Source organism: Rosistilla carotiformis (assembly GCF_007753095.1).
Lineage (GTDB): Bacteria > Planctomycetota > Planctomycetia > Pirellulales > Pirellulaceae > Rosistilla > Rosistilla carotiformis.
This window is the reverse complement of the sequence record NZ_CP036348.1, coordinates 5,071,858-5,091,329: the sequence shown is the minus strand read 5'-3', so window position 1 is coordinate 5,091,329 and position 19,472 is coordinate 5,071,858. Positions and strand designations below refer to the sequence as shown.

16 protein-coding genes are annotated in these 19,472 nt (G+C 58.8%); 10 read left to right on the top strand and 6 right to left on the bottom strand.

What is annotated here, in order from left to right:
* Positions 1-67 precede the first annotated feature (67 nt).
* The gene (locus Poly24_RS18480; RefSeq protein WP_145098834.1) at positions 68-331 is read left to right on the top strand and encodes a hypothetical protein; all 264 of its coding nucleotides are present in this window, start codon (positions 68-70) and stop codon (positions 329-331) included.
* The gene (locus tag Poly24_RS18475) at positions 234-746 is read left to right on the top strand and encodes an HNH endonuclease (RefSeq protein WP_261343123.1); all 513 of its coding nucleotides are present in this window, start codon (positions 234-236) and stop codon (positions 744-746) included. The genes Poly24_RS18480 and Poly24_RS18475 overlap by 98 nt, the downstream gene beginning before the upstream one ends.
* A 26-nt stretch (positions 747-772) precedes the next feature.
* On the opposite strand, the gene Poly24_RS18470 is transcribed toward Poly24_RS18475, so the two are convergent.
* The 4 genes from Poly24_RS18470 to Poly24_RS18455 form a co-directional block, all read right to left on the bottom strand.
* Positions 773-1,741, bottom strand: a complete 969-nt coding sequence (locus Poly24_RS18470) for an NAD(P)-dependent alcohol dehydrogenase (RefSeq protein ID WP_145098828.1) — start codon at positions 1,739-1,741, stop codon at positions 773-775.
* Positions 1,742-2,310: 569 nt separating this feature from the next.
* Complete coding sequence (locus tag Poly24_RS18465) at positions 2,311-3,054, bottom strand: class I SAM-dependent methyltransferase (RefSeq protein ID WP_231753218.1); 744 nt, start codon at positions 3,052-3,054, stop codon at positions 2,311-2,313.
* A gap of 5 nt (positions 3,055-3,059) precedes the next feature.
* Entirely contained in the window at positions 3,060-3,788 is a 729-nt protein-coding gene (locus tag Poly24_RS18460) for a hypothetical protein (protein WP_145098825.1), read from the bottom strand.
* Entirely contained in the window at positions 3,785-4,492 is a 708-nt protein-coding gene (locus Poly24_RS18455; protein ID WP_145098822.1) for a PTS sugar transporter subunit IIA, read from the bottom strand. The genes Poly24_RS18460 and Poly24_RS18455 overlap by 4 nt, the downstream gene beginning before the upstream one ends.
* A 245-nt stretch (positions 4,493-4,737) precedes the next feature.
* Here Poly24_RS18455 and Poly24_RS18450 point away from each other — a divergent pair, with 245 nt between their 5' ends.
* The 6 genes from Poly24_RS18450 to Poly24_RS18425 all read left to right on the top strand — a co-directional run bounded on the left by Poly24_RS18450 (position 4,738) and on the right by Poly24_RS18425 (position 14,532).
* Complete coding sequence (locus Poly24_RS18450) at positions 4,738-6,258, top strand: glutamate ligase domain-containing protein (RefSeq protein WP_145098819.1); 1,521 nt, start codon at positions 4,738-4,740, stop codon at positions 6,256-6,258.
* Positions 6,259-6,904: 646 nt separating this feature from the next.
* Complete coding sequence (locus Poly24_RS18445) at positions 6,905-7,117, top strand: addiction module protein (RefSeq protein ID WP_145098815.1); 213 nt, start codon at positions 6,905-6,907, stop codon at positions 7,115-7,117.
* Positions 7,110-7,409, top strand: a complete 300-nt coding sequence (locus tag Poly24_RS18440) for a type II toxin-antitoxin system RelE/ParE family toxin (RefSeq protein ID WP_197452007.1) — start codon at positions 7,110-7,112, stop codon at positions 7,407-7,409. The genes Poly24_RS18445 and Poly24_RS18440 overlap by 8 nt, the downstream gene beginning before the upstream one ends.
* A gap of 194 nt (positions 7,410-7,603) precedes the next feature.
* Positions 7,604-10,438, top strand: coding sequence for an excinuclease ABC subunit UvrA (gene uvrA / locus Poly24_RS18435; RefSeq protein ID WP_145098809.1), 2,835 nt, complete (start codon positions 7,604-7,606; stop codon positions 10,436-10,438).
* A 162-nt stretch (positions 10,439-10,600) separates the two neighbouring features.
* Positions 10,601-11,980 (top strand): DUF1501 domain-containing protein, encoded by a 1,380-nt coding sequence (locus Poly24_RS18430; protein WP_145098806.1) that lies wholly within the window; start codon positions 10,601-10,603, stop codon positions 11,978-11,980.
* Positions 11,981-12,057: 77 nt separating this feature from the next.
* On the top strand, positions 12,058-14,532 hold the full coding sequence (locus tag Poly24_RS18425; RefSeq protein ID WP_145098803.1) for a DUF1553 domain-containing protein: 2,475 nt from the start codon (positions 12,058-12,060) through the stop codon (positions 14,530-14,532).
* A 45-nt stretch (positions 14,533-14,577) separates the two neighbouring features.
* On the opposite strand, the gene Poly24_RS18420 is transcribed toward Poly24_RS18425, so the two are convergent.
* Positions 14,578-15,888 (bottom strand): hypothetical protein, encoded by a 1,311-nt coding sequence (locus Poly24_RS18420; RefSeq protein WP_145098801.1) that lies wholly within the window; start codon positions 15,886-15,888, stop codon positions 14,578-14,580.
* Positions 15,889-16,106: 218 nt separating this feature from the next.
* Between Poly24_RS18420 and Poly24_RS18415 the strand changes: the two genes are divergently transcribed.
* Together Poly24_RS18415 and Poly24_RS18410 are read left to right on the top strand one after the other, a co-directional pair.
* Positions 16,107-16,526, top strand: a complete 420-nt coding sequence (locus Poly24_RS18415) for an RrF2 family transcriptional regulator (RefSeq protein ID WP_145098797.1) — start codon at positions 16,107-16,109, stop codon at positions 16,524-16,526.
* Positions 16,527-16,548: 22 nt separating this feature from the next.
* A complete protein-coding gene (locus Poly24_RS18410; protein WP_197452006.1) occupies positions 16,549-17,127 on the top strand; it encodes a c-type heme family protein in 579 nt (192 codons plus the stop codon).
* A 121-nt stretch (positions 17,128-17,248) separates the two neighbouring features.
* Here Poly24_RS18410 and Poly24_RS18405 read toward each other — a convergent pair whose 3' ends face one another.
* Positions 17,249-18,247, bottom strand: a complete 999-nt coding sequence (locus tag Poly24_RS18405) for a DUF1559 domain-containing protein (protein WP_145098790.1) — start codon at positions 18,245-18,247, stop codon at positions 17,249-17,251.
* Positions 18,248-19,472: the final 1,225 nt, after the last annotated feature.

Below are 19,472 nucleotides of genomic sequence, written 5' to 3'. Positions count from 1 at the left end.
CGTGCTCCCTGCATTTTGTCGCAACTGCATTTGCCTTGAACGCTCTAGTTCGTGATAGAATGGGTGCATGTCTCAATCAATCGAAACCTATGACGACGCCATTCTCTCGAATCTCAGCGGAACCCTGTCGCCTCAGGCGGCCGAAGGTATTTTGTCCCTCGGCTTCTCCGAGGATCAGCGTCGGGTGATGAGGCTGCTGGCGGAGAAAGCTCGTGCGGGTGAGCTCACGGAAGATGAACGCGAGCAGGCGACAAGTTTTGAGCGGATCAGCAGTCTGCTTGGAATTCTTCAATCGCGTGCACGTGTCGCTTTGCGGAACGCCGGGACATGAGCCTCTCGGTCGCCTTGCGCCAGACGTCTGGGAGCGTGCGGGCAACTGTTGCGAGTACTGCCAAATGCCGCAGGATTACGATCCGGCGACATTTGAAGTCGACCATATTGTTCCGGGGAAGATGGGGGGCGAATCGGTCGAAGAGAACCTTGCCCTGGCTTGTTTTAAGTGCAACAACCACAAGGGTCCCAACATCGCGGGTATTGATCCGGTGGATGGCTCAAAAGCGTTCTTGTTCGACCCGCGAAATGACAACTGGAGTCAACACTTTATTTGGGATGGACCGCTCCTCCTTGGCCTGACCTCAAAGGGGAGGACAACGGTTGCCCTGCTGCAAATAAATGTTGGTCACCGCGTTTCGCATCGTCGCCAACTGATCACCGAAGGCGTTTTTCCATTGAGCAAGAAATCGTAACTTCGATTCCCATCGAAGCGAGCGATTCAATTGGCATCAAACGTCAGCATGACGTTGCCGCACTTTTCGCCGGTCAGGACGTAACCGAAGGCGTCGCGGATTTCTTCCAGCGGATATTGGCGGTCGATCAGTGGGGCAAACTTTCCCTCGGTCAGCAATGCGCCCATCTGCTGCATGCTGGCAGCGATGTTGGTTGGCAATGGGAAGCGAACGACTTTGCCCCGCAGGCACGGAGTCATCAGAGCGAGCAGCGGGTTCTGGCAGCCCCAGCCGAGTTCCGAAGAGATGTAGACGCCGCGGGGTAGCAGTAGGTGTCGGCAACGACCAAAGCTACTCTTGCCAACCGCATCGAGGACCGCGTGAAATCGGGTGCTGGTTTGACGGAAGTCTTCGCGCTCGTAATCGATGATCTCGTCGGGATTGAGCGTCTCGACTCGCGGAATATTGGCGGTGCCGCAGACCGCGGTGACGATCACGCCTTTGTTTTTTAACAGTTGGACGACCGCCGATCCGATCGCTCCCGAGGCGCCGTTGACCAGCACGCGGTCCCCTTGGTGTACCTGCAAGCGTTTGACGAAGTTGGCTGCGTAGTGAGCCGCTTCGAGACTCGCCGCCGCATCGACGAACGAAACTCCAGCTGGCATCTTCGCGACGTTCTCGCGTCGGCCGGCGACCAGATACTCCGCGTGCGAACTGAGTCCTTCGTCGTGAAAACCCCAGACGCGGTCGCCGATCTCAAATTCATCGACCTCCGCTCCAACAGCGACGACTTCGCCGGCAAAGTCGGTCCCGGTTGTCGCTCGCTTTGGATGGATCCATCCGGTCATCGGTCGCATGATAAACGGCTTCGCCATCAAGACGGCGCAGTCGGTGCGATTAACCGTTGTCGCGTGGACGCGAACCAGCACTTGATCGGGCCCGCAATCGGGACGATCGATCGCACGAATCTCCAAGACCTCCGGCGGTCCATAACGGTGGCGTACTGCCGCTCTCATCGGTTCTGGCATGGTTCTCGATCGACGTTATGGTCTCAAAATTGCGACTCAATTGACGGCCGTATTATGGCTATGGAGCCTCCATACTTCCACCGGCCTGTGTCGGCCTCCGGCCTTTCGGTGATGGCGCTGCATTCGGTCCGGAGGCTTACGCCTCCGGCAGTTCGTTTGCCGGCCTCCGGCCTGAAAACAAACGTAGGTAGGCGTGAGAGGAATCTTGATCCCAATGCCGTCCTGAGCCCAGCCGATTCAGTCACGCAGTGCGGTCGATGTCAGACGCTCGTGGGCTGCCAAGACGCAAATCGCCCCAGGCCGAAGGCTTATACACGGCCAGCCAGCGGTGTAAGCCGCCGGATTCAGGAAGGCAATCTGGATCTAAGGCCGAAGGCCGTCACATGACTTGCCGGCGGTGTAAACCGCCGACTCCAGTAGGGCACATTGGAACCCAGGCCGAAGGCCGACACACGACCTGCCGGAGGTGTAAGCCTCCGGACCCAAAGCTGCAACAAAAATGGAAGGCCGGAGGCCGACACATGGATGTACTGCTCTGTCAGCCCCTGTTCCATCCGCTACCGCGTGCAGCGATAAACAAACGCAGGAGGCAGGTTGCGCCAGACCGTGGGGCTGTATTCGACGGTCGAGAAGTAATCGCCCAGGCGTCGCTTGAAGCGTTGGCCGGCGGGCAACAGCAAGCCTTGCCAGTAGGCGAACGTAGCGAATTGGCCACCCGGTCGCAGCACCTGCATCATCGCGTCGATGCACTCCCGCTGCAGCGTATCGGGGAACGAAGCCCAAGGCAGTCCGCAGACGATCGCGTCGACTTGTTCGATGCCGCGAGCTTGGCACAGCGCGACAACGTTGGCGACGCTCTCTTCGACGACGTCCACCTCGGGCAGCTTCTGTTGGACGATCGCGACCAATTCGGGATCGCGTTCGATCGCGAAGAACTTGGCGTCGGGATGCAGTTTCTGGACGACATGTTTCGTGAAGACGCCGGTTCCCGGTCCGTATTCGACGACGCCGCGAGCCGATTCCCAATCGAACCAGCCGACCATGGTTTGGGCGAGTTGTTCGGAACTGGGGGCGATCGCGCCAACCGCTCCCGGCTGACGCAGGAACGATTTTACGAATTGCAGCGAATTGTTTCCCAACAGATCGGTCCGTTGCTTGAAGAAAGGAGGTGGGGCGTCGAGCGGCCGCGTTTCGCAGCTGCTGCCGAAATGATAACTCCCCATCGCCTCCTCGGCGACCGCACTGGCCGAGGCCGCCGGCCTACCGGTTCCTAGCAAAACCGCAGCGCTTCGCGGCGCCAATGCGTTTACGCGGTTACGGCGCGGCGATTCAAGCTGGCGAGGATGCTATCGAGATCCAATGGCTTGCTGTGAAGCGATTCAAAGCCGGCCGCTTGTATCGCATGCCACGTCTCGACGCGCGGGCTGCTGACCAGCCAGTGATGTCGAGCGGTTCCAGCGTGAGCGGCAACTGCGGCGGCTTGAGCTTGCCAGTCGTCGAGCGTCGCGATCACCGAATCGTCCCACAACAGATCGCTGTACGGACCTGCGACCGCTAATTGCTGCGGTGCGACGGCGACGCAGGGGATGTTGGCGTGACGCAGCGAATCGACAACTCCCGACCCAATCCAACGGCTGCGACTGACGATCCCGATGCAACCCGATGTTGTCGGTGCCGATGTAGATGCTTGGTGATTCAGGCCGCTCCACGCGACCAATTGGAAACTCCAGCGGTGCCAGTAGATGCGTTGGCAATGGGGCCAGGGAGTTCCGGTCCGTTGCTCCCCTTCGCACAAACTGCCCAGCAGCGTGGCGTAGCTGGCAAGCGGGTATTGTTGTTGCAATGCGCGAAACGTTGCGGCGGGCTGCGGTTGCCGGTCGGGTCGCGCGATGAGGATGTGTGGGATCGAACGCGCGACGGGTTGTTCAATTGCGGCATCGATTGAATCGCGATGTTTGCATTGGCCCGATTCGATAGCCCAGGTCCACGCATCTCGAAATTCGGGATGTTCGTTGTCGCCGATCCACAGCATCATACTTCGTCGATCCGTTCTTCGACGTCCAGGATCGCTTGCCGCGCCGCCGCGGCATCGGGAGCTTCTCGCAATTGTCCGAGGAAGATCTCGTCGGTGATCATTCGGCTGATCCGAGACAGGATTCGCAGGTGAATGCGATCGTCGTAGGAGGCCAGCAGGAAGAAGACGTCGGTCAGTTGGCCGGTATCGGAGAAGGGAAGCGGTTGCGACGTGCGGCCCAAGGCGACGACGGAATCGGCCAGGATCGAGGTTTGCGGTCGCCGCGGGTGCAACAACGCGACACCGCAGTCGAGCGCCGTCGGATGCAACTCTTCACGCGCTTTGACAGCCTCGGCCATCGCGGCGGGATCCCAAAGCATTCCGCCGCCGGCTGCAAGTGAGGACATCGAACGAATCACCGACGCTTTGGTGCGAGCCTGCAAAGGAACTTCGATCACGTCCAGCGAACAAAAGCTCGCGATCGTGATGTCGTTATGGATATTGTCGGCCCGCGATAACACGGCGTCGACCTTATCGAGTTGTTCCAAATCGCTGGCCCCGATCTGTTGTTCGAGCCAATGGTGGACCTCGGCTTCGGAAAAGATCCATCCTCCACTTACACGGCGTCCCGGTAGACGGCCTCGTTGTGCCATCTTGTTGACTTGATCGGGCGTCAGGTGCAGGTAAGCGGCCAGTCCAGCTACATCAAAATTTTCTTCGGACATCTGCTAGCATTTCGCTGTAAGTCGTTACGCGGTCGAGGGATTGGGGTTGCATTGTCGTGTGATCGGCAATTATTGTCCAGTGAACCGTCTCGATTCGGGTTGACGAACTGGTGCGGATGTAAAGAATCAATTCGACCCAGGACTTTGGATCGGGACATCGGAAGCCCCGCAAACGACGGATCGTTTGACTTCCGGTAACGCGATCTTCACAAAACGTCCAACTTATCTAGGCAAGGAGGCCGACGATGGATGTGGCGAAGCGAATCGGTTCCCAAGATGTCAGTTTGCGTCAGCTGTTCCCCGCAGCACGCATGATCTCGACCCCCGACATGACCGTGCGACGGTGTTCGGCCGACGCATCGGATTGCTCTCCCGGCGACGTGTTTGTCGCCGGCATCGACGATACCCCCGCCGACGAAGCTGCGGCTGAAGCGGTTGCCGGCGGTGCGATCGGAATTATCACCGAACAATTGTTGCCCGTGTCGGTCCCGCAGTGCATCGTCGCCGACGTGCGTCAGGCCTACGCTCATCTGGTTTCCGAACTGGCCGGCAAACCCTCCCAACAAATGCTGTCGATCGGCGTCGCCGGAATCGATGGCAAGACCAGCACGACGTTGATGGTCGCCGCGGCGCTCCGGAAGTCGGGGCTGCGAGTTGCTTACAACTGCGACTTGGGACGCAGCGACGGGATCATTCAAGACGTTCCTCGCCGCCCCCTGTCCGACGCGCAAGACCTGACCGACTGGTACGCCGACGCGTCCGATTCGGGATGCCAAGTTGCCGTTGTTGAATTGTCCGAAGCGATGCTTCGCAGCCATGCTGCCGATGGCACTTCGTTCGACATCATGATCTTGTCGGGCGATTCGGATCACGCCTACCTGAAGAGTGCTCAAGGCGGTTCGCTGTTCAGCGAAGCGATCAGCCACGTTCGCCCCAAGGGATTGGTGATCCTTAATGAAAGCAACGCCGTCGCAGCTCAGGCGGCTGAGTCTTCCGACCTTTCGATCCTGACCTACGGCACGTCGCAAGAAGCCGATGTGATCGGACGGATCATGGAACGACACGCGGGCGAAACGACCTTTTTGATCACCGCCGGAGATACCACCGCTGCGGTTCGATCGCGGATGACGGGCGACTGGATGTTCCATCATCAATTGGCTGCCGCCGCAACGGCACTGGTGATGGATTTCCCGCTGGAGACGGTTGCCGCGGGACTGTCGGCGATGGAAAAGATTCCGGGGCGGATGCAACGCGTTGCTTCGTACACCGGTCCGCAGATCGTGTTGGACGATGCCGATTGTCCCGAACGCGTGATGGCGACGATCAACACACTTCGCAAAGAGCTGCCGCGTCGCGGGAAGATCTGGTGCATCGCCGCTTGCGATCATCGTCGGACCGCAACCCACGCGGCCAACTTGGGTTACATCACCGAACGATGCAGCGATCATCTCGTGCTGACCTCGGGCGTTTCGGGCTCCGATGAATTTCTGTCGCTCGTGCACGAGATGCTCGACGGCGTCGTCGACCCCGCGAAGCCTCAGTTGATCGCCAATCGTGAAGCTGCCATTCAGTGGACGATCAGCAAGGCGACACCAAACGATCTGGTCGTGATCTTGGGCGGATGGTGTCCCGATTCGCCGCGAACGATCCGAGCAGCGATCGACGCCGACACGAAACTGGCCGAGCAGACGCTGGAACGCGTCGAAGCGATCGACGATTCGGAGCCAGTCATCCTGCCGCACCCCGCCCTCTTGGCATCGATGTAAATCGGCAGTCTTTTAATTGGTCCGCGTTGCACTGACGCGCGGACGGCCCTCCCCGAAAAACTCGCTCGGCGCTCGTTTTTCGACCCTCCCGGCGTTGCCGGGCGGGTGAAGTTGCGCATGCCTCACCCTCCACCAAACGCAGTTTGAGGTGGAGGGTCGAACGAGCGCAGCTACGTTCGGGGAGGCTCGGCGTGAGGTTGTTTTTACGAGTTTGACTCACGGATGGCCCTCCCCGAAAAACTCGCTCGACGCTTGTTTTTCGACCCTCCCGGCGTTGCCGGGCGGGTGAAGTTTCGCATTCTTCACCCTCCACCAAACGCAGTTTGAAGTGGAGGGTCGAACGAGCGCAGCTACGTTCGGGGAGGCTTTGCGTGAGGTCGGTTTACTAGTTCTTCACTCGCGGACGGCCTTCCCCGAAAAACTCGCTCGGCGCTCGTTTTTCGACCCTCCCGGCGTTGCCGGGCGGGTGAAGTTGAGCTTTGGGGGGAGCCTCGGGGAGTCACCACTTGTCCCTCCGGCGAGTTCCGTCTGCGGCTGCTTGCTTGCAGCCGACCAGTTCGAGTGCGACAATCGCTTGTGTAGAAAAGCTGCATAGATTGTAGGTCGATCTACTGTTTCTCGACGTGTGCCCCTTGGGAGAGTTACTATGACCATCGATCTGGCTGAACTTCGGAGTCTTCCCATCTCGGAGAAGCTTCGAATCGTGGAAGCTCTCTGGGACGATATCAGTGCCTCGGAAGAACCGATCGTCTTGCAACCTTGGCAGCGAGACGAAGCGCATCGGCGCAGTCAGGAAATGAAAGCGGCCCCTTCAATCGCCATCGATCGGGATGAACTTTGGCGTCGAGTCAATGGCTAAGCCGCTTCGGTTTCATCCACTCGTCGCGGACGACTTGGTTAGTGCTGGTGATTGGTACGACGAAATTTCCACTGAGCTTGGCAACCGCTTTCGGGCTTCGGTTGATGCAAGTTTTGACGCAGTAGAATCGCGATCGGAAGCATACGGCATGGTCGATCCGCCGTTGCGTGCTGCTCGAGTCAATCGGTTTCCGTATCTAATCCTCTTCGAAATCACCATCACAACCATCGAAGTGCTGGGAGTTTTTCATACAGCGTCCGACCCAGATAAATGGCGAAAACGTAAAGGATAGTGCGCATGCGTGTGCTGCTTATGCGTGTTTATTCTCATTCGTTCCATGCCATCGCGCGGCGGAAACAAACGGTACCGTCAACCAATTTGGCTGAGCCCCCGCGATTTTCATCCCGCTCGTTGAACGCTACAGTGGAAGATTCGTCTCTCATTCATTGACAAGCCTCTTCGAATCTTGAACCACTGGACGCGGAATTGAATCAACGGAGTATTCGGCTGCGCGGAGTCCGCGTTCACAACTTGCGCGATGTCGACGTCGACGTGCCTCACCATCAGCTGGTCGTGTTTTGTGGTGTCAGCGGCAGCGGCAAGACCAGCTTGGCCCTCGATACGTTGTATGCGGAGGGGCAGCGACGCTACATCGAGAGCTTCTCGGCGTACACGCGTCAGTTCCTGCAGCGGTTGGATCGACCCGATTGCGAATCGATCGAAGGCCTTCCTCCGGCGATCGCCGTCACGCGCGGTGGGGCCTCGCGTTCCAACCGCAGCACGATCGGAACGGCGACTGAAACCGCTGACTACCTGCGGTTGCTGTACGCCAAGGTGGCCGATCTGACTTGTCTGAACTGTGGCCAACCGGTCCGCAGCGACGATCCGCAATCGGCGGCGAACCAGTTGGCAGCGACCGAGCCGGCGGCCCGCGCGATGCTCGGTTTTCCATTGCTGTTGGAATCGAAGCTGCATGCTGTCGATGAGCTCTCCTATCTGCAGCAGCAGGGATTTCTGCGGCTGATCGTCGGCGACCGATCGTTTAATCTAGGCGATGAATCGCGCGGCGAATTGGCCGAAGCGATTGGCGATGGTGCCGAAGCGATCGTGATCGTCGATCGCTTGAAAACGTCGGACGCAGCCGGACGTTTGACCGAATCGATGGAGACGGCGTTTGCCGAAGGGGCTGGCCAAGCGGTGGCGCTGATCGAATCCGCTGAGGGCGAAACGGTAATCGACGGCAAGTCGTGGCAGGCGATGAAGTGGAGTCGCCAGCGGAAGTGCGAAACGTGCCAGATCACCTATCCCGATCCCGAGCCGCGGTTGTTCAATTTCAATAACCCTTTGGGAGCGTGTCCGGCGTGCGAAGGGTTCGGCGATATCGTCGATGTCGATATGGATTTGGTCGTTCCCGATCGGTCCAAGACGCTCCGCGAAGGGGCGATCCAACCGTGGAACACGCCTTCGTATCAGCATGAGTTGGAAGAGTTGTTGGCGTTGGCCGATGATTACGATCTGCCAGTGGACGTTCCCTTTTCGCGGCTGACCAAAAAACAGCGGCGGCTGATCGACGAAGGGGTTCCCGAGCGGGAGTTCGGTGGACTGAACGGCTTCTTTGCCTGGTTGGAACGCAAAAAGTACAAGATGCATATCCGCGTCTTCTTGAGCCGTTGGCGAAGTTACCGCCGGTGCACGACTTGCAACGGACAGCGGCTCAAGGACGAAGTGCTCGCCTATCGCGTCGGCGGCAAGAACATCGCCGAGGTCTGCGCGATGGAAGTCGATGCGATCGCGCGATTCTTCGCCGACGTGAAGCTTGCCGATCGGGAGGCGGAGATCGCGGACGATGTCTTGCACCAGGTCCGCAATCGGCTGGGCTATCTGCAATCGGTCGGCCTCGGCTATCTGCAGCTGGATCGCACGCTGCGAACGCTCTCCGGCGGCGAAGCCCAACGCGTCGCGTTGACCAGCGCACTTGGATCCAGCCTCGTCAACATGCTTTATGTCCTGGATGAACCGACGGCGGGGCTGCATCCGGCCGACGTTCCCAGCTTGATCGAATCGATTGTTCGGCTGCGCGATCGAGGGAACACCGTGGCGGTCGTCGAACATAATGAAGCGGTCTTTGCGGCGGCCGATCGGTTGATCGAAGTCGGCCCGGGGGCGGGAGCCTCCGGCGGCGAGATCGTCTTCGAGGGGACCGCCGACGAGATGGTCCAGACGCAGGGAAGCCTGACGGGCGATTACCTGTCGGGACGCCGAGGGATGTTGTCGCTGCAACGCGATCGGCTGCAGCCGCGCGGGTGGCTGAAACTGACGGGGGCCAGCGGAAACAATCTGCAATCGATCGACGTCGATTTCCCGTTGGGCGTGCTGTGCGTGGTGACGGGCGTGTCGGGGAGCGGCAAGAGTAGTCTGGTTCACGATACGTTGTACGGAGCGATCTGCCGACGCAAGAAGAAGTCGGGCGCAACCAGTCTGCCTTACTCGGATCTGGTGGGCGATGGGCAGCTGGAAGACGTGTTGTTAGTCGATCAATCGCCGATCAGCCGCAGCCCACGCAGCAATCCGGTGACGTACGTCAAAGCGTTCGATTCGATTCGCAAAGTGTTCGCCGATACGTTGGAGGCGCGGACTCGCAATTTTGGCGCCGGCCACTTCAGTTTTAATTCCGCCGCCGGCCGCTGCGAGGCCTGCGAAGGGGACGGGATGCTGCAGATCGACATGCAGTTCCTAGCCGACATCTACATGCAATGTCCCGAGTGCAAAGGGACGCGTTATCGCGACGAGATCTTGAAGATCCGCTACCGCGATCGAAACATCGCCGACGTGTTGAAGATGACGGTTCGCCAAGCGGTCTCGTTCTTCCGCGGCTACGACAAGGTGCAGGAGAAGCTGAAGCGGTTGACCGACGTGGGGCTCGATTATCTGCAGTTGGGCCAGCCGGCCAATACGCTCAGCAGCGGCGAGGCGCAGCGGCTAAAACTGGCGGCCTTCTTAAGTGCCGCTCAGCGACGCCGGACGCTGTTCCTGATGGACGAACCGACCACGGGGCTGCATGTGGCTGACATCGTCAAGCTGTTGGGCTGCTTCGACGCGCTGCTTGCCGACGGGCATTCGTTGATCGTCGTCGAACACAATCTGCGACTGATCAAGGCGTCGGACTATATCATCGATATGGGCCCCGGAGCGGCGGGCAATGGCGGTCGTGTGGTCGCGGCGGGCGAACCCGAGGTGGTGAAAGAGGTGGCGGAATCGGCGACCGGCCAGATTTTGAAGCGAGCGATCGAAGCGGATCTCGCTGCGAGTGAGCCGGAATGAGCCAATAAACTTTGCGGGCTCTACCGGATCGGCTAACATGGATGCAGCGAAATATTGGGGGCTGATTTGCCAGTCCAGCGAGACTGGTGGGCGCCTGCCTGCCTTTGGCTAGTTTTACCAGCAGCCGACCGCAGGCAGCGAGCGAATGAGGAATTATCGACGATGTTAGATCTGATTGGACGCGGCAAAGCCCAGACATGCAACGGAACAACTCGGCGAGATTTTCTGCAGGTCGGCACCCTCGGGATGTTGGGCTTGGGATTGCCCAGCTACGTCGCGGCTCGCGAGGCGGGGAAGGTCGACCCCGCCAAAGAAGATCACAGCTGCATCATGATCTTCAACCTCGGTGCGCCCAGCCAATTGGACACCTTCGATATGAAGCCCGATGCGCCGGCGGAGGTTCGCGGTCCGTTTAAGCCGATCTCGACGGCCAGCGGCGAGTTTCAGATCTCCGAGATCTTGCCGCAGCACGCCAAGATCGCCGACAAGTTTTCGCTAGTGCGATCCTGTTTCCATCGCGGCGCGGCGGTGCACGATGCCGGTTGGCAGATGATGCAGACTGGGCGATTGTTCACCGGCGGCGTGAACTACCCGCACGCCGGCGCCGTCGTCGACTATCTTCGCGGTCGTCGGAGCGATCTGCCGGCTCACGTCGTGCTGCCCGAAACGATGGGCCGCGGCGGTGGGAATCTGCCCAACGGCCAAGCGGGCGGATTTCTTGGCAAACGCTACGATCCGTTTGCGTTGATGGCCGATCCGTCGCAGCCGAACTTCCAGGTTCCCGATTTGTTGCCTCCCGATTCGATCGGCCAAGCTCGGATCGATCGCCGTCGCAAGATGCGTGAGATCGTCGAACAGACGATGACAAATTTCGAATCGAGCGAGACGGCTCAGTTGTTGGACGGCAGCTTTGAATCGGCGTACCGGATGATGACCAGTCCCGAAGCTCGCAACGCATTCGATCTCGCGAAAGAGCCGATGAAGGTTCGCGAGCGGTACGGCATGAATCGCTTTGGCCAGTGCTGTCTGTTGGCGCGGCGATTGATCGAAGGGGGCGTGCGGTTTGTCACGATCAACACCTTCCTGACCGTCTTCAACGAGATCACTTGGGATATTCACGGCAGCAAACCGTTCACGAGCATCGAAGGGATGCGCGACATCGTCGCCCCGATGTACGATCAAGGTTATTCCGCGTTGATCGAAGATCTGGCCGACCGTGGGATGATCGATTCGACCCTTGTCGCGTGCCTCGCTGAATTTGGACGGACACCGAAAGTGAATCCGGCCGGCGGCCGCGATCACTGGCCGCAGTGCTTCACCACCTATTTCGCCGGTGGCGGCGTCCAAGGGGGCCGCGCGATCGGGGCCAGCGATCCCAATGGTGCGGTGCCAGCGGAGCGTCCCGCGGCGGCTGACGAAGTGGTGGCGACGATCTTTCACAGCCTGGGATTGGATTTGGATACCGAACTGCCCGGCCCGGCGGGACGGCCTTTCCCGCTGGTGAATTTTGGGGCCCGAGAAATTCACGAACTGTTTTCATGATCTCCCGTCCTTCCAACGTTGCGTCCCCACGCCCACCGCGCCTCTCCGTTTCCCACCTTCGGCTCCGCTTCACCATCATGCAACGTATCGCTCTTCTGCTGACCGCCGCACTTGCGTTCGCGCCGGCTGCTTTCGCCCAAACCACGCTTCGCATTCTGCCTGAAAAGATCGAACTGACCGGGCAGGAGGCATCGCAGCGTTTTCTGGTCCAACAGGTTGTCGACGGTCGCGTCGCGGGGCAGATCACCGGCGGAGTCGACCTGAAACCGAAGACCGATGGGATCGTCCGCGTCGCCGATGGGCGAGTCATCGCGGTGGGGGAAGGGCAGACCGAATTGATCGCGACCGATGCGGCGGGCAACACGGCAACGGCGATGGTGATCGTTCGCTTGGCCGACGTTCCGCAAACGATTCGGTTCGCCAGCGATGTCCAAGCCGTGTTGGCCAAAGCGGCGTGCAACAGCGGCGCGTGCCATGGCGCATTGGCGGGCAAAGGTGGTTTTCGGTTGTCGTTGTTGGGGTATGACAGCCATGGCGACTACTTCAATATCTCGCAGCAGTTGCGCGGACGTCGGGTCGAGCTAGCTGATCCCGCCCGCAGCCTGATCGTTGCCAAGCCGAGCGGGATGATCCCGCACAAGGGAGGCGTCCGGTTGCCGAAGGAGTCCGCTGATTACAAGCTGCTGCTGGATTGGATTTCTGCCGGTGCGCCGGGGCCCGCCGACGAAGATCCGACGCTTGCGAAGATCGAAGTCCTGCCCAAAGCGGTTCGGTTGGCAAAGGGAGACTCGCAGCAATTGGTTGTCCGTGCGCACTACAGCAACGGTCGAATCAAAGACGTCACGCAGTGGGTTCGATGGTCGAGCACCAACGACGCGGCGGCACGCGTCGACGACCAAGGATTGGTAACGGTCACGGGTCCGGGCGTGGGAGCGATCACCGCTTGGTTTGCCAGTCAGATCGTGAACGCCAACGTGACCGTTCCGTATGCTCAAGAGGTGAGCGACGCGCAGTTTGCAAAGCTGCAGCCGCGGAACTTCATCGATCGCGAGGTGCTGAAACAGTTGAAGCAGTTGAACATTCCGCCCAGCGATCGGGCGGGGGAGAGCGAATTTCTGCGTCGCGCTTATTTGGACACGATCGGACGGCTGCCGTCGATCGACGAGACCCAGTCGTATCTGGCGGATGATTCGCCCGACAAGCGGGATCAATTGATCGAGCAGTTGTTGGTGCAGCCCGAATTCGTCGACTACTGGAGCTACCGTTGGTCGGACATCCTGTTGGTCAACGGATCGAAATTGCGGCCCAAGGCGGTCGAGTCGTTTTACCAATGGATCCGCAGCCATGTCGAAGCGGGAACGCCTTGGGATGTGTTTGTCCGCGAGATCCTGACCTCTCGCGGGTCGTCGTTCGAAAACGGAGCGACCAACTTTTTTGCCAATCATCAGACGCCCGAAGAGATGACCGAAAACGCTAGCCAGGCGTTCCTCGGTTTGTCGATCGCGTGCGCCAAGTGCCACAATCACCCGTTGGAAAAGTGGACCAACGATCAATATTATGCGATGGCGAACCTGTTCGCTCGCGTGCGTGCCAAAGGCTGGGGCGGAGACAGTCGCAACGGCGACGGCAATCGGACGCTGGTCGTGCTGGATCGAGGCGATCTGATCCAACCATTGACCGGCAAACCACAACCGCCGGCGCCGTTGGATGCACCTCCGATGGAGATCGATGATCCGGCCGACCGCCGCGAATACCTAGCCGATTGGCTGACCTCGCCCGAAAACCCCTACTTCGCCCGTTCGATCACCAACCGCGTCTGGGCCAACTTCTTCGGTGTCGGACTGGTGGAATCGGTCGACGACATGCGTGTCAGCAACCCCGCGTCGAACGAAGCTTTGTTGGCCGCGGCGTCGCAACATTTGATCGACAGCGGATTCGATTTGAAGTCGCTGATGCGAACGATTCTGCAATCGGAGACCTATCAGCGGAGCAGTCAATCGCTGCCGGAAAACGCTGCGGAAAAGCGGTTCTACTCGCACTATTACCCGCGGCGTTTGATGGCGGAGGTATTGTTGGATGCGATCTCCGACGTGACCGATGCGCCGACCGAGTTCACGCAGATCTCGTTCCCCGGTGCCGACATGCAGAAGACCGATCTGTATCCCAAGGGGACGCGGGCGCTGCAGTTATATGATTCTGCGGTCGCCAGTTACTTTCTGCAAACGTTTGGTCGCAACACCCGCGACATCACGTGTGAATGCGAGCGCAGCGACGAACCGAGCGTGGTCCAGGTGTTGCATCTGAGCAATGGTGACACGATCAACCAGAAACTGGCCGCCAAAGAGAATCGACTGTCGCGTTGGATCGCCGACGGGCTGGACGATGGCACGATCATCGATCAAGTCTTTCTAGCCGCCTTGTCGCGGCAACCGACCGACCAGGAGCGCGAAGCGTTGCTCGCATCGCTGCAAGGAGAAGAGGACCGACGCCAAGCTTTGGAAGATCTCGTCTGGGGTGTGCTCAGCAGCAGCGAATTTCTGTTGGCGCATTAACCGCGGCTTGAACGAAGTGGCGTTGCCGGTCGGTTTCCGAGTACGCTAGCTGGGCAGACGAATCGCAAATTCCGGTTTCGTGTCGCGGAGGATCTCGAGGATCTGTTGTCGCATTTCGGCGGTCAGGTGAGCATCGTCGGGAGATTCGACGGTCCCTTGCAGGATGGCCACCAGTTTGTCGAGGACGCGCGTGCGAACTTCGTCTGGCAGGCCGTCAAATGCGGAAGAGTAAATCAGAAAGCTGCACGGATACCGGAACAGCCGTTGCTTTAAGTCGAGGTCGCGGAGCGAACGCCCCTTGGAATCTTTGATGCCACGCGCGGTGAAGTCGTTGGCAAACGTGCTGCTGCCGGAGACCTGATCGCTCAGTTCAAATTCGTCGCGCATCAACAGGTATCGCAGCACGCGGTCGGCCGACGCTTCGATTCGCCGATGGGCACTCTCGCTGATGTGTCCCTCTTCGCGTTCCAAGAACTTGTTCATCTGAAACGATTGATGCAACGCCTGACGCGTTTCGTAGTTCGCCGCAGCGATTGCGTTGTGCATCTGCGTTTGGTGTTCCAACACCATCAACGCGACGATATCGCTGTGCGGAGAAAGGTAGCGGTTGGTCGATAGCAACGTGTCGAGGGTCTGAAGATTTGCACCTCGGTCCAGCTCCGGCTGGGCACTCTCCGCTTCACTGAAGACCATGTTCCCCATGTGCCGCATCGCGCCGTGGGATCCCGTGACATACCATCCGCCCCAACGCTCCTCCATCGGGCTCGTCTGGTCAGTCGTGAACGTACCGCTCCCCAAAATTGGCTGGCCGTCGGAGTCGGGATAGACGCTGCGGACCAAATAACCGGGGACATATTGGGTGCGGCTGCTGGCGTGACAGGAGAGACATTGGCCGCGATCACGCACAAATTTGGGCGGTTTCGATTTCGTTTGCTCCAGCGTATAGAAGGTCGCTCCTTGACGCGGATCGGTCGCGGCGATCTCTAATACGTCGCCGCGCACGCACCATCCGACGTACACGTCGTCGTTGAAATAAAGGGCGCGCGGGGTTCGAGGCGCAATGCGGGTGCGCTGCAAACTGGTCTTCGAAAAGACAAGCGTTTGCGAACTGACGGGAATATCTAACGCTTCGAGCACCGACGCGAGGTAGCCGTGCTGATGGTCGAAATGAAGCTGCAATTCCCCCGATTCGAGCTTCGCCGACAACTGAGTGATCCGATCGTCGACCGATGCCTTGTGGTAATCGATCGGCGGCCTTTCATAGGTGTCCGTTTGGGCGTCCGCGGTCGACGGAGCCGCGAGCAATACGATGGTCAACAAAGCCGAGGAGCGAACGATTCGGAGGGGAGTGTTCATCGGGTCTTTTGCTCCAGCAACGCTATAGGTGGGAAAGGGAGGGGGCGTCGATCACGCCTGGCGTTGATCGGGGAAGGGGCGTTAGGCTTGGGGGCAACGGTTTGCGTTGCGATTGCGAACCTGCACCAAAGTGTATAGAATTGAGTTCTGTGTGTCAAGAAACGGGTCGAGTGCGGCTGCCGAAACCAGTTCTTGCGATCCCATCGAGAGAAGCCACCATGCTTTCTAAAACAGCTGAATACGCGCTGCGGGCGGTCGCCTGCTTGGGAGCCCAGCCCGGCGAGTCCTCGCCGGCCGACTCCCTCGCGGAGAAAACCAAAGTCCCGCGTCGCTATCTGAATCGCGTGTTGCAGGATCTTGCCGCGGCGGGGTTGGTTCAATCGCGGCCGGGGCCGGGAGGCGGTTATCTGCTGGCTCGCGAAACGGGAGAGGTCACGATTCTGGAAGTCGTCAACGCCGTGGGGCCACTGGAACGGATCCGCAAGTGCCCGTTGGGGCTTGCGTCGCACACCGAACTGTGTCCGCTGCATGCCGAACTCGACCGCGCCTACGCGGCGACGGAAGAGGCATTTCGAGGTGTCACGATCAAACAGTTGGTCGAATCGACCAGCCCGATCGTGCCGCTGTGTGAAGTTTAGACCAAGGCTTAGGAGAATGGCGATGAGATTCCGCGGGTGGATGATTCGAGCGTGTGCCATCGCCGTGATCGGTGTTCCGTTGCAGGTTGGCCGCGGCGATCCTCCCGCACCTGAAAAAGCTGAAGCCGAAACTCAAGCGGTCCGCGATGCGAAGCGGATGCCCGTTGCGGAGGCTCGCCAACGCGCTCGGCTGATGCACGACATCTACGGCGCGACGCTTGATGTGATGCACCACCGCTATTTCCATGGTGGACGAGCGATTGTGCCAGCTCGAGCGATGGAGGATATCTTCGAAGAGATTCAGCGCGACTCCCACACCGAAGCGCGTTGGATTTCGGTCAACCTAAAACCGATGAGCATCCATCACAAACCGAAGACAAAGTTCGAACAGCACGCTGCCGACGAGATCGCCAATGGGAAGCCAGCGGTCGACATCGTCGAAGATGGCTACTATCGACGCGCCACCGCGATCCCGATGTCGGGCGGGTGCATCGGTTGCCACGACGGGTTCTTCAAGAAACCAACAAAAGAAGCCAAATTCACGGGGCTTGTGATTAGCATCCCCGTGCTCGCCCAATCCCCTGATACCAGCGAGAAGTAGGTCAGCGGAGGAGGGGACGGAGCGGAGGTTCCTTCGTTCATTCGGTGCGCATCAAAAAGACTCCTCGCACGGAATGTGTGAGGAGTCTTTTCGTTAAACGCGTGAATTCGAAGTCGTGAAACTACGGCAGGGTTACAGGACGACCGTCATCACGAGCGATCAGCTTGTTGTAAACGTTGTCGTATCCGCCGTGCAGATTCATTTGATAGTTGGAACTGGTCACGCTGGTTTCTGCGTTCATTTCAAACTCAACGGTTTCGGCAATGAAGTGCACGCTGCCATCACAGAAGACAAACATCGCCCCTCCCGGATGCATGCTGGAGAAGCCTTGTTGGCAACGCCATGAATCTTGCAAAGTGTTCATCTTCACGATTCCAGTGCCGACAACCGCAGAAGTCCAACCGGTGTTCTTCTTGTCGCCGATACCAAAAACCGTTCCGGCAGCTTCGATTCGCAGGTTGCCGTTGGGAGCGCGGTGCTGCCAGCGCCGTTCGCCCACTGCGATCGTGTTGGCAGTACCGTCGATGATGTCGCGGAACGCTGCGTTGTCGTTCTCTTCAAAAGGCCCTTTTTCGCCAGCGCGTGGGTCGTCTCGCGGTTCCCAGGTATCGTTGCTGGCGACGTAGTTGCTGGTTGCGATCTGCGCGTCACTAGCACCGGCAAGGCCGGAGTGCATTTTGCGTTCGGCGTGCGTGTTGAAATCGGGGGCAACATCCGATGGGCAGCGGAACGCGGCGACCGGGGATTGCATCAATGTCAACAGAGCGGGGGTGTTGGCAGCATCGTGCAGCTTGATCGTCCCAACTTGTAATGCATCGAACAGCGGTTGCTGTTCAACAAACGGCAGGATCGATGCGCCCCAGCCCCAGTACGATTTGTCCAGCGTGGCGACGCCTGCCTCACCACTGTTGGCCAACCAAGCAGCAGGAAATTTTTTGTAGGTGTCGTGGTAGTTGTGCAACGCCAAACCAATCTGCTTCAGATTGTTGCTGCACTGCATCCGGCGGGCCGCTTCGCGAGCCGCTTGGACCGCGGGGAGCAACAGCCCAACCAAGATGCCGATGATCGCAATGACCACCAATAATTCCACTAACGTAAAACCTGAACGACGACGACTCATCTTAAAACCTCCAAAAAAACAAACGAATAGAGAAGCACTTGAAACTTGTCAGCAGCAGTCGAGCGGTGGATCGATTTCACGATCCTCGAACTGCGAATGAAACTTACAAAAAGCAACAGCAATCGAGCGCAGCAATCCTAAACAGCCAACTGGCAACACTTCGAAACACAACCACACGAGTCCAGCCGGTCAACGTGAAGGGGTTGGAGTCGACTCCATCTCGCCAGGCGAAGGAGTTACCACATCGGGGGTCGGTTCGTAGTTTTCGTTAGGGTCGGCAGCTGGTTCTTGACAGCCGGCGGTCAAACCCAAAAACAGAACGACGAGACTTAAACTGACACGCATTGGATTCATGGATGGCACCCCCAATATTCCCTGGATAGTGAAACGATCGTTTCGCAAAAACGCATAGGCCGCAGCGATGGACGGAACCGCACAACGCCACGTTGTGGTGAACCGAATACTTGCGGAGCAGACGTTTACAACGAGTACCGGCGTCGATCGTTGCGTGACTGAACCTCGAGATAAGTAACAAGCGAGTGAGGTCAATCTGGATTTGAATTCGTAGTGAGCGGTACTGCTTGAATCTTAGACACGAACGTCAAATGTGAACAGGTTCATTTAGGGAGCCTTAACAACGACCTACACCGGACATGCCGCCGTTGCACTCCGCATTGGGGAGATCCGCGGCCTGTTAAGATGTCATACGGTAACACTGCGCAACGACTCCAACCGCCTTCTCAAATTCACGACACGCAACCCCAACGCGTGAACCGATCAACACCGCTCATCTAACGATCAAATCACTGGCCATGTCCCCCCAAGCGAGTTGAGTAAGAACGCCCACCCAACTTTCGCTTTGTGCGTATCCGCAACCACCTAAAAAATTATTTTTTTTCACGCTCCGCATTGGAATCGTGACTCGACACTTCCAATCGAAGTGCGACAGAGCCTCCCTCTCTCCTGGTCAACACTTTTTCGCGAAAGTGACGCCGTGAACTTCGATGCGCTAAACCGATCGCCATCGATCTTGCCGCCAGTTTTGCCTTCCTAAGGTCCGGCGTAGTATTTGCCGCCAGAGAGGGGGGCAGTGGAATTGTGGCCACCCCACCGAATGGCGGTCCGTCGTCGGGGATCGGTCAATTTAATCGCGTCCCGACCCCTCCTGTGGCACCGGACGAGTGAAGCAATCCGTTGCCGCCAAACATCTTAGCGTCGAGGCCTG

Coding starts and splice junctions, on each gene's coding strand:
- Poly24_RS18425 (WP_145098803.1), top strand. CDS start 12,058: ATGCAACGTATCGCTCTTCTGCTGACCGCCGCACTTGCGTTCGCGCCG.
- Poly24_RS18450 (WP_145098819.1), top strand. CDS start 4,738: ATGGATGTGGCGAAGCGAATCGGTTCCCAAGATGTCAGTTTGCGTCAG.
- Poly24_RS18455 (WP_145098822.1), bottom strand. CDS start 4,492: ATGTCCGAAGAAAATTTTGATGTAGCTGGACTGGCCGCTTACCTGCAC.
- Poly24_RS18410 (WP_197452006.1), top strand. CDS start 16,549: ATGAGATTCCGCGGGTGGATGATTCGAGCGTGTGCCATCGCCGTGATC.
- Poly24_RS18405 (WP_145098790.1), bottom strand. CDS start 18,247: ATGAGTCGTCGTCGTTCAGGTTTTACGTTAGTGGAATTATTGGTGGTC.
- Poly24_RS18420 (WP_145098801.1), bottom strand. CDS start 15,888: ATGAACACTCCCCTCCGAATCGTTCGCTCCTCGGCTTTGTTGACCATC.
- Poly24_RS18470 (WP_145098828.1), bottom strand. CDS start 1,741: ATGAGAGCGGCAGTACGCCACCGTTATGGACCGCCGGAGGTCTTGGAG.
- Poly24_RS18480 (WP_145098834.1), top strand. CDS start 68: ATGTCTCAATCAATCGAAACCTATGACGACGCCATTCTCTCGAATCTC.
- Poly24_RS18475 (WP_261343123.1), top strand. CDS start 234: ATGAACGCGAGCAGGCGACAAGTTTTGAGCGGATCAGCAGTCTGCTTG.
- Poly24_RS18430 (WP_145098806.1), top strand. CDS start 10,601: ATGTTAGATCTGATTGGACGCGGCAAAGCCCAGACATGCAACGGAACA.
- Poly24_RS18460 (WP_145098825.1), bottom strand. CDS start 3,788: ATGATGCTGTGGATCGGCGACAACGAACATCCCGAATTTCGAGATGCG.
- Poly24_RS18445 (WP_145098815.1), top strand. CDS start 6,905: ATGACCATCGATCTGGCTGAACTTCGGAGTCTTCCCATCTCGGAGAAG.
- Poly24_RS18440 (WP_197452007.1), top strand. CDS start 7,110: ATGGCTAAGCCGCTTCGGTTTCATCCACTCGTCGCGGACGACTTGGTT.
- Poly24_RS18415 (WP_145098797.1), top strand. CDS start 16,107: ATGCTTTCTAAAACAGCTGAATACGCGCTGCGGGCGGTCGCCTGCTTG.